Origin of the sequence: Vibrio cholerae (assembly GCF_008369605.1) — a bacterium.
GTDB classification, from domain to species: domain Bacteria; phylum Pseudomonadota; class Gammaproteobacteria; order Enterobacterales; family Vibrionaceae; genus Vibrio; species Vibrio cholerae.
On the sequence record NZ_CP043554.1, the window covers coordinates 1,336,037 to 1,351,720 of the forward strand.

Consider the following 15,684-nt stretch of genomic DNA (forward strand, 5'->3'; position numbering starts at 1 on the left):
GACGATTATGAGCAACCCAAGCAGTACTATTTTGACTGAAAGCGGCACTAACGAGCTAGAAATCATTGAGTTTCATCTCGAAAAAGTGCTTCCCGATGGGCGGACCAAAACCTGTTATTACGGCATTAACGTTGCCAAGGTTCGTGAAGTTATTCGGGTTCCAGAGACGACTGACTATCCGAATGCCCAGCCACACATGATTGGGGTATTTTCTTCACGGGAAATTTTAACCCCCTTGGTGGATTTAGCCGGATGGCTCGGTGTGCCGACTTCAACGGATATCAGTAAGAAATACGTGATAGTCACCGACTTCAACCGTATGACAAATGGTTTCTTGATCGACAGTATCAGCCGTATTCATCGTATTTCGTGGAACGATGTGGAATCACCTAGCCAGTTCCTCGAAGCGGGTGAGCAAGATTGTGTGGTTGCGGTCGTTCGACAAGACAAAAAGCTCATCATGATCCTGGATTTTGAGAAGATCATTTCTGATATCAACCCTGAACTGAGTATGGAAAAATACGATGTGACGGTGGACAGAAAAGTCGATCTCAACCAGCGTATGGTGACCAAGCGTAATGCGAAAACCATTATGGTCGTTGATGACTCTGCCTTTATACGAAGCTTAATCCAAGACACATTGAGTTCAGCGGGTTACAACATTATCGCTTGTAAAGATGGTGGCGAGGCCCATGAAAAGCTGATGGAACTTAAGCAATCGGCAAAAGAGGAGAATATTCCTGTTAGTGAACTGGTCGATGCCGTCGTCACGGACGTGGAAATGCCAAGAATGGATGGTATGCACCTTATTAAACGTTTACGTGATGATGATTCGTATTCCTCGATGCCTATAGTCATGTTCTCATCATTGATGAGTGATGATAACCGTGCCAAAGCATTAGCACTTGGTGCTAATGATACGTTGACGAAACCTGAGATCGGTAAAATGGTCGCGATGATGGATAAATATATCCTGAATATGTGAGATGGGTGGAGCGTTGCTCTGCTTTTCTCAGGAGCGAGAATGTCGCCATCACTCATGTGTTCTACAGTAAAGAATAATCTGTATCTTGCTGGCAGATGAAAGGTAGAAGATGAAGTCGCAGTGGAGGCGATATGCGCATATCTTGGTTATCCATTCTCCTATGGTTCTCGACAAGTGCTTTTGCTAACCATCAAACCATTACTTTGGTTTTAGCGGCACAAAACGATAGCGGGCATGCCTATTATCATGAGTTGTTGGCTCGTGCTTTAGCCGATCAAGGCATCTCTCTAGTGGTGGAAACGCCATATACTCATTTGCCGCAGAAACGAGTGGTGAAAATGGTTGAAAACAATCAACTGTCACTCACTTGGTTATTGGAAACCCCAGAGCGCAATAAAAAGTTTGTTCATGTCGATGTGCCCCTAACCAATGGTTTGATAGGGCAACGCATTTTATTAATTCCGCCCAGCTTACAAAGCCGTTTAGATAAAGTCTCTAACCTAAATGAATTTCGTCAAACACGGCTGGTGGCTGGGCTAGGTGAGGGATGGCTGGATATTGCCGTCTGGCGCTCCAACCATTTACCTTTTTATATCCAAAATGGAGAGTGGCGTGGCCTATACAAAAAGCTTTCTGTCTCGGGGGCGGTGAACTACTTCCCGCGCGGTGTGACTGAAATCTATCAAGAATCCATTCTCAATCCGCATTTAGCGATAGAGCAGCATCTATTATTTCAATATCAGCGAGATTTTAAATTTTACCTCAGTCCTCAAGCTGCTCAGTATCAAGCGCTATTGGAACAAGCACTGAAGGCGGCGCAAGAGTCCGGCTTAATGCGTGAACTAACCGAGAAGTATTGGGGAGAATCGCTCTCCTTATTAAGGCTTGATCAAAGACAGGTGATTGAGTTGCAGGTACCTGTTGAAGATAAATAACCCGTGTTTCCCTAACCACTTTATTTTCCGCACAAAATCAGCAATAGAAACTGGTTTTTCAGTACAACATCAGTTATCAATGACACTAACTCTTTTCTTTGGCTCAAATACTTTATGGTTGAAATTTTTATTGTCGTCATACTGTTAGTTCTGTTCTTTTTCGTGATTCAAAAATATGTCATTCGTCACGATGACACAAAGGACTATGCCTATAAAAAGAAAGGCCCACTACTGGATATGAAGGAAAGCGCTTTCTTTAACGCACTAGTGAGTGCGGTTGGCGATCATGGTGTGGTCTTAGCGAAAGTGAATATGACCAATGTGATCACTCCAAGTAAAGTCGCGAACAAAAAGCATTGGTTTATTGCTTACAACAAGATCTCAAAAAGCTACTTTGACTTTGTGGTGTGCGATGCAAGAACGCTTGAACCCAGAGTCGTGCTCGAATTGGATGATGGGAAAGAGCTGCAAAAGGGCAAAGTAGAACGAGAAAAGTTGCTGCTGCACGTTTGTAAATCGGCCAATATCCCATTGATTGGCACCAATATTCGCATGAGTTATCAAGTCGGTAAGTTAAGGCGTTTACTCGCCGCGCACATCGATTTAATTCAAACCGAGCAGGAAGTGCGTTTTTGTAAACGCTGCGGCAGTCCTATGGTGATTAAAGTTGCCACACAAGGAGAATACCGAGGAAGACGCTTCTTTACCTGTAGTCGACAACCACACTGTTCCTACACGGAAAATTACAACGTGGTTTATGAATTTGAAGAAGAGGACAACGCCAGCAATACCAGCGTCTAACCTCACACGTTTTCGGTTTGTTGATTAACCACAGTGGCATTGGTTGAGGCATGTCTGAATAGACGAACCTGATTTCTTCCCGCCTTTTTGGCTCGATACAATTCCATATCCGCAAATTTCAGGAGATCGTTCAGTTGATCTCCTGCTTGATATTCACACACCCCGATACTGATCGTCACTTGTACTCGTTTCTCTCCAAACGCGAACAGATGCTGGCTGACAATCGCTCTTAAGCGTTCGCAAACTCGCCCTGCTTGCTCAAGCGATTGATCAAATAAAGTAACGCAAAACTCTTCACCGCCAATTCGATATAAATTGTTGTCACCGACAACTTGAGTAAAAAGGCGAGTGGTTTCAATCAGCACTTTATCTCCGGTGTCATGGCCGAATTGGTCATTAATCGATTTGAAAAAATCCAAATCAATGACGAGCAAACAGAGTGAGGTTTGATCACTAAACCGTTCAAAATGTTGAAATGATGTAGTGAGTGACAAACGGTTGTGTGCGCCAGTTAAAGGATCACGCGAAGCAAGATAGAGTAGGGAGTTTTCAATTTTACGTCGGTTATCTTCGTAAACATGAGCAACCACCCAAATTCCGATATAAGCAAAGCAAAGATGCAGGAGCACTGACCAAGAGATGGCCGCGCCAGTTTGCTGCAACTGCCAGTAAATAATGTTGCTTTGTATGATCAAAAACAGGCAAGAGGTAACAAAGGCAAAGCGAGCAGAGGTAAAAATGTAAAACAGGATGGGAACGAAGCAGCTCCAAATATAAACCCCCATCATTAAAGGCTTCATATAGGTCGCGAAAAGCGTTGTGCCAGTTAATATAAACAAATAAAGATAAACTTGTTGTTTTGTATGAATACGACGCTTAGCCAGAGAATAAATATACAGGGAGTAGAAAGCGCAAACGAGCTCAAGTGACGCGAGTTCGACTAACTGTGTTGACCAGAAATTGATCAGCGCCATCAAGAAAGCGATCAAAGCCCAAAAGAAACTTAGGCCGCATAGCACTGAAGCTCGAAGCGTTTGTGTATTGTCAAATAACCTAGCATCCATGCACTCACCCTCTCCGGGGCTAAACGTAAGCGTTTATAGTACAGAGTTGAATATCTTGATCAATATTGATCTTGAATGCATGTCACAAAAGTAGACGGCGCTCTAATTCTGCAAACTCTTCGCGGTTCAGTAAACTCAGGCCGTAAAAGAACACTAAAAGCACAAAAAAACATCAAAATGATGACAGAAAAGCCAAACGATTCAAAAACAAAGAAATTGGGCTTGCACGTCAGAAAAACTGCCGCTAATATCCACCTCGTTCTCAAGCGATGCGTCCGTAGCTCAGTTGGTTAGAGCACCACCTTGACATGGTGGGGGTCGGTGGTTCGAGTCCACTCGGACGCACCATGAGAAGCTTAAAAACAGTATGCGTCTATAGCTCAGTTGGTTAGAGCACCACCTTGACATGGTGGGGGTCGGTGGTTCGAGTCCACTTAGACGCACCAGAATTTGTTCAAGATGAACACCCCACAAAGCCCGCTTAACGCGGGCTTTGTGCTTTTCGTCACTACAACTATTTGCGGTTGCTGTGCTCTTGGCAACGCTGATTGTTGGTCTATCTATGCTCATGGTATGAGTTCACATGCCTCTTACCTGATATTCCAAGTCTATCGCTACTGTTTTTTCTTCTTCTTTTGCGTTTGAACGAGGTAATGATTAAACACGCCTAATAGCTCTTGGCTGCGCGCACCTTGCTTGGGAAACAGCAGATAATTACTGTTAGTGAGAAAAGGTGTGGGGTGGTGGGTGATCAAATCTTGCAAGTGTGGAATTTGTTGGTTGATGAGGTAGTAGCCAATATGTTTTTCCTCCGGCACCAGATCGACTCGGCCTTTAGCGAGTTTTTCGAGATTTTTTGCCGCTAAGCCATCGCGTTCCATCGTCAGTACGCCAGAGTCGAGTAGGGCATCCAACTCTTTACCATAGCTGTAGGCCAGTACGCCGCCTAACTTATAAGGGGCTAAATCACTTAAGGTTTTCCAATCAAATGGCTTTTTAACGGGATAAAAGAAAACAAACTCTTCTTGGCTCACTGGCAAGCTATAGAAAAAATCGACTTCACGCTCCGCGCTGTGCATCCAGATCGCAGTGGCATCGTACAAACCGCGTTGGGTTTCAGCATAAGCTCTTGCCCAGGGTAAAAACTGGAATTCCACTTGATAACCTTGCTTGGTAAAAGCTTGGGTGATGATTTCACCAACAAAACCATAGTTAGGTAAATCACTGCCGATAAAAGGTGGCCATTCGCCGGATGCAATACGCACGAGTTTATCCTCTGCGTTGGGGGAGGATTGTGCATACAGCAGCGCGGGACATAATCCTATGATGAGCAAGCAGCAGCGCACATAACGTTTTAAGTATCCGTTGCTCAGCATGACGGTTCCTTGGTGGTCTAGGCTAGTCTTTGAATCATGGGTAAGTTGACTCCTCACTGTCAAATCATAGGTTTAATTTTTATCGGCTTTTTTGATTCAGTTGACGAAATTTAAGGAGTAAGCTTGACCGCGAGATGTCCACATCATGCTGATTTTATGAATATCTTAAGTGGATGTTGTCGTGTTCTAGTGAGTTATCGATGAGGAAGGTATGTCGCAGCCTGTAGATAGAAAAACCTTTTTGGGCATCTTTTTTACGGTTTTTTTGCCAATGTTTTTGGCGGCCGTTGATCAAACCTTGCTGGCTACCGCGACGCCTGCGATTGTGCGCGATCTGGGCAACTTGCAACTTTCTTCTTGGATTGCGATTGGTTACATGCTGGCAAGTGCGGCCAGTGTTCCGGTTTACGGCTGGTTAGGGGATCAGTATGGACGTAAACCGATGTTAATGATTGCACTGAGTATTTTTGCCTTAGGTTCAGTCATTTGTGCTTTTGCAATGAATATGCCGTGGTTGGTGGCTGGGCGCATTGTTCAAGGATTGGGTAGCGGCGGCTTAATGAGCTTATCACAAGCCTTGATCGGGGAATTAGTACCGCCCCGCGAGCGTGCCCGTTTTCAGGGCTATTTTTCCTCACTGTTTGCGGTGGCCAGTATTGGGGGGCCAGTGTTAGGCGGTGTATTGGTAACCTACCTTTCTTGGCAATGGCTGTTTTGGTTTAACCTGCCGCTTGTGGGCATCGCTTTGTATCGACTGGCACGATTTCAATTTGTGCAAAGTTCGCGTAAGTCTGAGGCTTCAATTGATGTGGCTGGGCTTATCCTGTTTCCCAGTATGATGACTCTCATCATCTATTGGCTTTCGGCTGGCGGGCACTATTTTCCGTGGTTCTCGGTCACCAGCATAAGCCTAGTGAGTGCATTTGTTTTAACGAGCTTGCTGTTTATCGCCCAGCAAAAGCGAGTCACGGCTTCCTTTTTGCCACTCCGTCTATTGGCGCGTCGTGAAATACATATTCCGCTGCTCTCCACGTTCATTTTCGCGGCCTGTTTGTTTGCGCTGATCTTCTTTTTACCGATTTTTTTACAGCTCGGCTTACGAGTTAACGCAGCACAATCGGGACTACTGCTTATCCCCCTGTCGTGCGGCATTATTGGTGGCGCCTATACGACCGGTAAAGTGATTGCTAAAACAGGAGTGCCCAAATTTTTGCCTGTGTTTGGTATGAGTTTGAGTAGCTGCGCCTTTGCTGTGTTGGCGATGTTTTCACTCTCTGCGCCCGTGGTGAGTGCGATTGCCGCCTTATGTGGTTTAGGCTTAGGCACTGTGATGCCCTCAACCCAAGTTTTAGTTCAAACATTGGCAGGCAAAGCCAATTTAGGGCGGATCACCGCGATGGCTTCACTGAGCCGCTCGTTAGGGGCATCGGTCGGCACCGCTTTCTTTGGTACATTGATTTACTCCTTACTCCCCGGTTTATCGCCAAACAGTGGTTTGCAGGCGATTGCCGCATTGCCACAAAGTGAGATTTTGCATGCTTTTCAAATTGGCTTTGCGGTTGCGGCGCTGCTTGCGTTGCTCGGGGCATTGAATGCGTTGCGCGCTCCGAAAATTCAGTTGGATGATTACGCTTTTGACTCTTAAATATCACTATATCTAAACGATTTGGAGTTGTAGGTGCAGTAACCAGATTGACTCGCCCTGTACGCTTTGTGTAAACGTTTAACTTTGATGCTTGATGAGAGCATGACATCTCTCCCTCAATTTGGCGGAGTACCACGCGCAATGCGCTGTCACTGACCGTCAAACATTCCCGTTGATTGGGTGTTCCTTGTCTGCTATTGCTTTGACATCCATTACCTTTTTATCAGACTTCACAATATGCGGCGTTTAGAGCAGATGAGTTTGGCTGCCTTAGTGATAACTTGTGAAAGCGTTTACACTGTGCGATTCACTTCACAGAATGTTCGATAGTAGGATTGCTATGCTTGGTAAAAGGCTGGACTGTGCGTCGTGAGCCTACTGTTTGATCTTTGCTAACTGCCTTCTCACTCGATTGTTGCAGTGGAGGGCGTGAGAGAGTGTTCATGTCTGAGCTTAAGTTTAATCCTGTCGATCATCCACACCGTCGATATAACCCATTGACTGGGCAGTGGATCCTCGTTTCACCTCACCGAGCAAAGCGTCCATGGAGTGGGGCCGATGAGAAACCGGCGCTCGCTGAGTTGCCCAGCTATGATGCGCAATGCTTTTTGTGTCCAACCAATGCTCGTATTTCTGGGGATGTCAATCCCAACTATAGCGGCACTTATGTGTTCAATAACGATTTTGCTGCGCTGATGACGGATTCTCCAGCAGCGCCAGAGTCCGATAATCCGCTGTTCAAAACTCAAGGCGTTCGTGGTTTGAGTCGGGTGATCTGTTTTTCACCTGATCACAGCAAAACGCTGCCAGAGTTACCCGTGCATAAGATTCGTGGCGTGATAGAGACATGGAACGAACAAATCGAAGAGCTCGGTAGAGAGTATATTTGGGTGCAAGCTTTTGAGAACAAAGGTGAAACTATGGGCTGCTCTCAGCCGCATCCCCATGGACAGATCTGGGCGAACAGTTTTTTACCCAACGAAATAGAACGCAAAGAGCAGCACCTCAAGGCTTATTACCAACAATATGGCCGCAATTTGCTGGTGGATTACGTACAAGCGGAGCTAAAAGATGGCGCGAGAACCGTGGTGGAAACCAAACATTGGTTAGCGGTGGTGCCTTATTGGGCGGCTTGGCCGTTTGAAACCCTGTTGTTGCCCAAAACTCATATTCGCCGGATGAGTGAGCTCAATGATGAGCAGCGTGATGATCTTGCACTTGCCATCAAAAAACTGACTAGCCGCTACGACAATTTATTCCAATGTGCTTTTCCGTATTCGATGGGCTGGCACTTTGCGCCATTTTTTGAAGCGGGTACCGACATTCACCACTGGCAGTTGCACGCGCTGTTTTATCCGCCGCTGCTACGTAGCGCAACCATTCGCAAGTTTATGGTTGGCTATGAAATGCTGGCAGAAAGCCAACGTGATTTAACCGCAGAGCAGGCCGCAGAGCGTTTACGCGCGGTGAGTGATATTCACTACAAAGAACAGCATAACCATCAATAACAGATATTTTGAGCGGAGCAGCACCAACGCCAGCGCCGCTCTCCCCATTTAAAGTGAGAAGCCCTATGTCTGAATTAATCCAAAACGTGACTACAACCTTTGCACAACTCTTTGGCTATGATGCTACACACCTTGTGCAAGCTCCGGGGCGGGTCAATTTGATCGGTGAGCACACCGACTACAACGATGGCTTTGTGCTGCCTTGCGCGATTAACTACCAAACCGTCGTAGCTGCAGCCAAACGGGAAGACTCACGAGTGCGTTTGGTCGCCGTCGATTACGACAATGACACGGACGAATTTGACCTGCGAGAAGAGATTGCCTTTCAGCCTAAAAAAATGTGGTCGAACTACATTCGCGGTGTCATTAAGTGCTTGATTGAACGTGGTTTTGAGTTTAATGGGGCCGATATTGTGGTCTCAGGTAACGTACCTCAAGGGGCGGGTCTCAGTTCCTCGGCGGCTTTAGAAGTCGTGATTGGGCAAACTTTTAAAGAGCTTTACCAGCTAAAAATCAGTCAGGCGGAGATCGCCCTCAATGGCCAGCAAGCGGAGAACCAGTTTGTCGGTTGTAACTGCGGCATTATGGATCAGATGATCTCGGCGCAGGGGCAAGCGAACCATGCCATGTTGCTTGATTGTCGTAGCTTGCAAACCGAGGCCGTTGCGATGCCAGAGCAGATGGCAGTGGTGATCCTCAATTCCAATAAAAAACGCGGCTTGGTGGAGAGTGAATACAATACCCGTCGTCAGCAATGCGAAGCCGCAGCCAAAACTTTTGGTGTGAAAGCGCTACGCGATGTCACTTTGGCGCAATTGACTGCAAAGCAGGCCGAACTTGATCCTGTGGTGGCCAAACGTGCGCGCCATGTCATCACGGAAAATGAACGCACTTTACATGCCGCTCAGGCCCTGCGTGAAGGAAACATGCCGCGCTTAGGCGAGTTAATGGCCGCTTCTCACGCTTCGATGCGTGATGATTTTGAAATCACTGTCAAGGAGATAGATACGCTGGTCGAGATTGTTCAATCTGTGATTGGCGATCAAGGCGGTGTGCGGATGACTGGCGGCGGCTTTGGTGGTTGTGTGGTGGCCCTTGTACACCCGAAGCAAGTAGAAGCGGTGCAGCAAGCGGTGGCTGAACACTATGAAGCTGCGACAGGGCTGAAGGCATCGATCTATGTCTGCAATGCAACTTCGGGCGCGGGATTGGTTGAGCTTGCATAAGGTTAGAGATGAACGCGTTATTCACCAGCATGACAGCGCAGGCCGCCTATGATGGTCAGCCTGCCAAGCTTATTGAGCTCACTAACCGCCGCGGTATGCGTGTGGTAGTGATGGATATCGGTGCCACTTGGCTCAGTTGCACTCTACCGATGGGCGATGAATCAAGAGAAGTGCTACTTGGCGTAAGCAACATGGATGATTTTGTGCGCCAAGGCAGTTATTTAGGCGCAACGGTGGGGCGTTATGCCAATCGGATTGCGCGTGGCGAACTCAAGATAGGGACACAAACATATGCTTTGTCGGTCAATCAAGCTGGCAATACGTTACACGGTGGCGTTGTAGGGTTTGATCGTCGTCGCTGGCAAATCACGCAGCAAAGCGCACAGCATGTGACCTTTCAACTGCTTTCTGCTGACGGAGAACAAGGCTTTCCGGGCAACCTCCACGTTGCAGTGACCTACCGGTTGGATGAGCAAGGTGGGGTGAATATCGACTACCAAGCCACCACCGATCGTGCGACCGCCGTGAATCTGACGAACCACGCCTACTTTAATTTGAATGGCGCTGAGCAAGGTAGTGATTGCCTCAATCATCAGCTCTGGATTGATGCAAAGCAGTTCTTACCAACGGATGCCTCGGGTATCCCGCTCGGGGAGTTGCAATCGGTACTGGGTAGCGGTTTTGATTTCACTCAACCGAAAAGGGTTGGGGAAGATTTGCTTCAAGATAAACAGCAAATCCGTGCGAAAGGCTATGACCACAGTTATTTCTTTGCGCCAGAGCGTGATATGCACACACCCATCGCTAAGGTCTGGTCTGCCGATGAGAAAGTGCAACTGCTCGTCAGTACGGATAAACCTGCTATGCAGCTTTATACCGGTAATTGGTTGGCGGGAACACCCAATCGCCTTGGTTCGCACTACAAAGATTATGCAGGCCTCGCTTTAGAAACGCAGTTTTTACCCGATTCCCCTCGTCATCCAGAATGGCCGCAACCGAGCTGCATCTTGCAACCCGGAGAAGTTTATCGCTATCAAACACGCTATCAGTTTGTTTTTTAACATCTTGGGCATAAGGCTCAGCACTGAATTGGTAAATCTGCTGCTGAGTCATTCTCTTTCTCGCTGTCGGCAATCACTTGGTTACGTCCTGCTTCTTTTGCTTGATAGAGTGCAGTATCTGCCCGCGAAATAGCAGCGGGTAAACTACCATCGATAAAAGTAAAACCAATCGAAATCGTTGTTCCGTACAAGCTATGATCGTCTTTAACTCGCTGACGCAATCGGTCGAGCATGTGCCAAGCTTCTTTGTTTGAATGGGCTTGGAACAATAGTAAAAACTCTTCTCCACCAAAGCGGATAATGGTGTCTCCATCTCGGACATTTTTGCGCAGACAAGAGGCCACCGCCTGTAGAATGCGATCTCCGGTAATGTGCCCATATTGGTCATTAATTTTCTTAAAGTGATCGATGTCGATCATCGCGGCAATGGAGTGAGGGTGTTCAATAAACTTAGTACTGATTTTATTCAGAAAATGTCGGTTATTGAGCCGAGTTAAGTTGTCGATATAAACATGACGCTGCGCCGCCACTTTTTGTAGATTGAGTCGAGTGAGGAACCAAGTCAAAGTCAGTAACAGGGTTAAACTGGCCGACATTACCCAGTAAATAAGATTAAACAAGCGTACTTTGTCGTTAAACACACTGATCAATTGATATTCACCAAAGTGCCAACGAAGAAAGCTCAACTCCATGTTTTCAAACTGCAAAGTCCCGTAATCATCTCGGTGGCGCAAAATCGTGTAATTCAGTAGAGCGTTATAGTGTGCAATCGGATTATCTAAGAACTGAATGTGATTACCGCGAACCAAGACCAAGCTGATGTTTTTCTGTGGTGCTGGCCAAAATGAAGCATGGTTGAACCATAGCACTCGGATCTGTTTGCCTTGCACTTGAAAAAATAGGATAGAACCTTCTGCAAACGTGATGTTTACTGAGGTAGAAGCGACAAAATCACTTGCTGAAGTGGTGGATTGAACCGCATCGATAATGCTCAACGGGCATTGTTGTGGGGAATTCTCATCCAGCACACATAAATTGCCATGGTACAGATTGAAGAATTCTTGCAACTGTGGAGTCAACGAGTGGGTTTTTAGATGTTCTAGAATCAAGCTTGCGTAGTCAATACGGGTTTTCTGTAGTGCGACAGTCAGTTGCAATTGCTCTTTTTCATAAGCGTGGATCTTATCTTCAAACAATAACTTAGGCGTGTTAATCAATACTATGCTGACCGCTATCATCCCGATAATGATCAGTTCTCCGCGTATAGAGCGAAGCGCAATTCTCCAGCGGTTATCTGTATCCATCATTCTTTTTATTCATCACATCCGGTGTATATACGCTAATCCCAATCCTTGGTTTCCCAGCAAGTAAGCACGAGATAACTTGAGGCTATAACGCAGACATACGTGGAGTATCTTGAAACATTAGGTACTGAAGAGGCGTTTCTGTACGAGCTGACTCGATGTTTAAGACCGTGGCAGAGGAAAAACTCTGCGAATGAGATATTCGCTGAGGCGTAAGTTGAGGGCGACCGAATAAATACCCTTGGACTAACTCGATACCTAAATCCGCTATGGCCAAAAGTTCGGAGCGCGTTTCTACTCCCTCTGCAATTAATTGGCAATCAAGTTGTTCTGCTAGTTGTACCAAACTACGCACAAATTTCAGTTTGATTGGGTTACTGTCAATGTTATGGATAAAGTAGCGATCAATTTTCACAAAATCCGGCTGTAATTCAGACCACAGTTTTAATCCTGAATACCCAGAGCCCATATCATCAATCGCTATTGAAAATCCTTGTGCTTGTAGATGTTGAACCGAGTTTTTCAACTCATCCAACTGCAATGCAGGGGTGCGCTCAGAAATTTCAAACACGACCTGATTGGCGGATAGACGGTGACGCTGCATCAATTGTGGTAATTCCCACTGGTGCTGTTGTGAATGCAGCAACATATCTGGGCTCAGGTTGATAAAAAGCTGTGAATCGATTCCGAAGCTTGACCAAGCTGCCGCCGCCTTGTGTACACAAATTTTCTCTAACTCGGGTAAGCGCTGGCACTGTTCAGCCGCTTCAAACAGAGAACCCGCCGTATGAAGAGGACTTTGTTGAGGGCCTCGACTGAGCGACTCGTACCCTATAGCACGCTCGCTCGCAAGGTGCACAATGGGTTGGAATAACGGGGTAATGCGCTGTTTGCGCAAAATATCACTCAATTCATTTTGGTAGGGGTGGATGTGATTCATGGTTGTCCACTAGTACTTATGCATTAAACGGCTCAAACACTAGTCGGTTGTTGTGACATTTTTATTAATTAATGGCCGATTTTTTGCGGTAAAGGATCCAGTGTGTGCTTTTGTTGTTTTAAGTCAAAGTCCGTGATGCTGACGATATGAACACTCAGTAACGGAGATCTTGTGGCGATAAAAAGAGCGCCTTTCGGCGCTCTCAGATCTGGCTAGGGTTATTCATCACGAGGCCAATGAGGCTAAACGATTTTAGGTTGCCCGTCGGAGGCGGTGGCACCGCCATCAACGGGAAGATTCACCCCATGGACAAACGAGGCATCATCACTGGCTAAAAAGGCGACGACGGCGGCTATTTCTTTTGGTTCTGCGGCTCGGCCTAAAGCGATGCGTTCATTGAATTGATCGCGGATCGCTTGTGGCCAGCCGTTGGTCATATTGGTTTTCACCAAACTTGGACATACCGCGTTAATGCGTACACCTTGCGCACCGTGATCCAGTGCTAGAGCGCGAGTGAAATTGACTACCGCACCTTTAGTCGCGCAGTAGAAGGCTGCGCCCCAGTCACCGCCTAAGCCGGACACGGACGCCGTATTCACCATGCAGCCGCGCGTTTTTATTAGCTCAGGTAATGCATGCATTGCGCAGTAGACCACTCCATCTATATTAACCGAGGCGATGCGTCGCCAATCTTGCACGCTGCACTCCAACACTGTGCCCGGAATATGAATCCCTGCGTTGTTGACGAGAATATCTAGACGCCCGAAACGCTCGACCGTTTTACGTACTAAATCTTGCACCTGTTCGGGATCCGAGACATCGACTTTTTGCGCGTAAACTCGCGCAGAATCAAACTGCTCAATCACAATGGCTAACTGCTCTTCATTCCAATCAGCCAGCGCTAAGGTTGCGCCTTCTTGATATAAACGTTCGGCAATCGCCAGTCCAATACCGTTAGCGGCACCTGTCACTAAGGCGACTTTATGGGTTAAACCTCTCATGCGAAAACTCCTTCTAGGGTTTGAAATACGGGATCTTGATTGGCTTCGGTGCGCGCTTGCATCAATTTGGGGTTATCCGAGTAATCGACTGGAATCGCGACGACGGCAGGGCCCTCGACTTCCATCGCTTGGCGCAGAGTAGGGAGCAACTGATCGGGTTGCGTGATGGCGTAGCCTCGAGCGCCAAAGGATTCGGCGTAGGCTTTAAAATCAATAGGGCCGAATTTTACCCCAGCAGCGCGACGGTATTTCTGCAATTCCTGCATCTCGACCATGTTGTAAGCGTTATCGGCCCAAATGATGTGTACGATATTGCATTTGAGGCGCACCGCGGTTTCGATCTCCATGCTTGATTGCATAAAGCCGCCGTCACCGGATACCGAAACGACTTTATGGCCGGGTTTGAGTAAGCTGGCCGCAATCGCCCAAGGTAGGGCAACGCCCATGGTCTGCTGTCCGTTAGATACCAGCATCTGCCGTGCACGAAAACAGCTCAGATAGCGCGCAATCCATATGTGGAAACTCCCCATATCGAGACAGAGGGTGGTATCGGGTTTGATGATCGCTTGCATGGTCTTAATCAAGGTTAGCGGATGAAATCCCGCATTTTGATAGCGCAAAGGATAGGCTTTGATGGCGTGACGCTGCTGAGTCACTTCTTCCAAAATCGCTAATGCAGTCGGGGAGAGGCGAGTAAAACCGGGTAGTGGGCGGCAGAGTGCCGCCAAATTACTGGCAATGTTACCGACAATTTGTAGGCATGGCTGGTAGTGGATTTGATACTGCGCAGGCTCAATATCGATATGAACGATAGGGCAGCGCTGGCTATTCCATAGCTCAGGATCGTACTCGATCGGATTAAAACCGATGGTGATGATCAAATCGGCCTCTTTAAGCAGCACATCTCCGGGCTGATTATTGAATAAGCCGACTCGTCCGGCGAAATGGTGATAGTAGTTGATGTCTACTGCGCCAGCGGCTTGGTAGGTGCCCACGACAGGTAACTGGGTTTTATGTAAAAAAGCGCTGACCGCTTCAGCAGTGGCTTGGTGGCTGGCATGCAGTCCGAGTAATACGACGCAGCGCTGCGCTTTTTGAATCCGTTCTACGGCTTCCTGCAAACTGTCTGGGTCGGCTTCAGCCGTGGGCTGGTAAGCACTGGGGATAATAATTTCGCTTGAGGTTTTATCGGCCAGCACATCTTGCGGTACGCTGATAAAACACGCGCCTTGGCGACCCGATTCGGCGAGACGAAATGCATTAGCCATGATTTCGCTGGTGGCATCGACATGTTGAATTTCGGCACTGTATTTGGTGATAGAACGAAAAATACTCACCGTATCCATGCTCTGGTGGGTCTGCTTTTGTTGATAGTCACGTTTGACTGCGCCGCCAATAGCGATCATCGGATCGCCTTCAGAATTGGCTGTCGCAACGCCTGTTACAAGGTTGCCGCAGCCGGGGCCAGATGTGGCTAAGGTAACTCCCGCTCGACCTGAAAGACGCCCCATAATACCCGCCATAAAAGCGCCATTCGCTTCATGACGGACTGGGATCATTTGGATTTTGGTATCCTCAATCGCGTCGAAAAGACGGTCGATTTTGGCCCCCGGAATGCCGAAGACATAACGCACACCAATAGCTTCAAGCTGTTGGGCGATAAGTTGTGCTCCGCTGCGCAAGTGAATGTTGGATTGCATAAGTGATCCTTAGTTACCTGACGTTACACCCTAAGTGAAAGTTGTTTCGCGCTAGGTGGATGGGCACTTCCTGCACGGAGATAATCGCAACAGGAGAGCGCTTTCGCCGCCAATCACAAGCATTTCACGGTTGGGCGA

General features: G+C 47.3%; 14 protein-coding genes and 2 tRNA genes. 9 read left to right on the forward strand and 7 right to left on the reverse strand.

Features of this window, described 5'->3' with window-relative positions; genetic code table 11:
- Positions 1-7: 7 nt before the first annotated feature.
- Together F0316_RS06335 and F0316_RS06340 are read left to right on the forward strand one after the other, a co-directional pair.
- Positions 8-985 (forward strand): chemotaxis protein, encoded by a 978-nt coding sequence (locus F0316_RS06335; RefSeq protein WP_046121557.1) that lies wholly within the window; start codon positions 8-10, stop codon positions 983-985.
- 131 nt (positions 986-1,116) lie between these two features.
- Positions 1,117-1,920, forward strand: coding sequence for a hypothetical protein (locus tag F0316_RS06340; RefSeq protein ID WP_046121558.1), 804 nt, complete (start codon positions 1,117-1,119; stop codon positions 1,918-1,920).
- Positions 1,921-1,940: 20 nt separating this feature from the next.
- On the opposite strand, the gene F0316_RS06345 is transcribed toward F0316_RS06340, so the two are convergent.
- The gene (locus tag F0316_RS06345) at positions 1,941-2,060 is read right to left on the reverse strand and encodes a hypothetical protein (RefSeq protein WP_001890013.1); all 120 of its coding nucleotides are present in this window, start codon (positions 2,058-2,060) and stop codon (positions 1,941-1,943) included.
- Between F0316_RS06345 and F0316_RS06350 the strand changes: the two genes are divergently transcribed.
- Positions 2,035-2,721: a DUF2726 domain-containing protein gene (locus F0316_RS06350; RefSeq protein ID WP_000229272.1), complete on the forward strand. Its 687-nt coding sequence runs from the start codon at positions 2,035-2,037 to the stop codon at positions 2,719-2,721. The two genes, F0316_RS06345 and F0316_RS06350, sit on opposite strands and share 26 nt — an antisense overlap.
- Positions 2,722-2,723: 2 nt before the next feature.
- On the opposite strand, the gene F0316_RS06355 is transcribed toward F0316_RS06350, so the two are convergent.
- Complete coding sequence (locus F0316_RS06355; RefSeq protein ID WP_046121559.1) at positions 2,724-3,785, reverse strand: GGDEF domain-containing protein; 1,062 nt, start codon at positions 3,783-3,785, stop codon at positions 2,724-2,726.
- A 271-nt stretch (positions 3,786-4,056) separates the two neighbouring features.
- Here F0316_RS06355 and F0316_RS06360 point away from each other — a divergent pair.
- Positions 4,057-4,133, forward strand: a tRNA-Val gene (locus F0316_RS06360).
- 21 nt (positions 4,134-4,154) lie between these two features.
- Positions 4,155-4,231 (forward strand) — tRNA-Val (locus F0316_RS06365).
- Between the two features lie 168 nt (positions 4,232-4,399).
- Here the strand turns inward: F0316_RS06365 and F0316_RS06370 are convergent.
- Positions 4,400-5,161, reverse strand: a complete 762-nt coding sequence (locus tag F0316_RS06370; RefSeq protein ID WP_000950478.1) for a substrate-binding periplasmic protein — start codon at positions 5,159-5,161, stop codon at positions 4,400-4,402.
- Between the two features lie 211 nt (positions 5,162-5,372).
- Between F0316_RS06370 and F0316_RS06375 the strand changes: the two genes are divergently transcribed.
- The 4 genes from F0316_RS06375 (at position 5,373) to galM (ending at position 10,601) form a co-directional block, all read left to right on the forward strand.
- Complete coding sequence (locus F0316_RS06375; protein WP_000082298.1) at positions 5,373-6,806, forward strand: MDR family MFS transporter; 1,434 nt, start codon at positions 5,373-5,375, stop codon at positions 6,804-6,806.
- Between the two features lie 443 nt (positions 6,807-7,249).
- Complete coding sequence (locus tag F0316_RS06380) at positions 7,250-8,314, forward strand: UDP-glucose--hexose-1-phosphate uridylyltransferase (RefSeq protein ID WP_053034502.1); 1,065 nt, start codon at positions 7,250-7,252, stop codon at positions 8,312-8,314.
- 65 nt (positions 8,315-8,379) lie between these two features.
- Complete coding sequence (gene galK, locus F0316_RS06385) at positions 8,380-9,540, forward strand: galactokinase (RefSeq protein WP_172625972.1); 1,161 nt, start codon at positions 8,380-8,382, stop codon at positions 9,538-9,540.
- A gap of 8 nt (positions 9,541-9,548) precedes the next feature.
- Positions 9,549-10,601: a galactose-1-epimerase gene (gene galM / locus F0316_RS06390; protein ID WP_172625973.1), complete on the forward strand. Its 1,053-nt coding sequence runs from the start codon at positions 9,549-9,551 to the stop codon at positions 10,599-10,601.
- A 17-nt stretch (positions 10,602-10,618) separates the two neighbouring features.
- On the opposite strand, the gene F0316_RS06395 is transcribed toward galM, so the two are convergent.
- From F0316_RS06395 to alsS, 4 genes are all read right to left on the reverse strand, one after another.
- Complete coding sequence (locus F0316_RS06395; RefSeq protein WP_172626041.1) at positions 10,619-11,839, reverse strand: GGDEF domain-containing protein; 1,221 nt, start codon at positions 11,837-11,839, stop codon at positions 10,619-10,621.
- A 151-nt stretch (positions 11,840-11,990) separates the two neighbouring features.
- Positions 11,991-12,845 carry an EAL domain-containing protein gene (locus F0316_RS06400; RefSeq protein WP_142727069.1) on the reverse strand — a complete coding sequence of 285 codons (855 nt, stop codon included), beginning with the start codon at positions 12,843-12,845 and terminating at the stop codon, positions 11,991-11,993.
- A gap of 242 nt (positions 12,846-13,087) precedes the next feature.
- Complete coding sequence (locus F0316_RS06405; RefSeq protein ID WP_149560314.1) at positions 13,088-13,846, reverse strand: SDR family NAD(P)-dependent oxidoreductase; 759 nt, start codon at positions 13,844-13,846, stop codon at positions 13,088-13,090.
- Positions 13,843-15,546: an acetolactate synthase AlsS gene (alsS, locus tag F0316_RS06410; protein WP_149560315.1), complete on the reverse strand. Its 1,704-nt coding sequence runs from the start codon at positions 15,544-15,546 to the stop codon at positions 13,843-13,845. Before alsS ends, F0316_RS06405 begins: the two co-directional genes overlap by 4 nt.
- Positions 15,547-15,684: the final 138 nt, after the last annotated feature.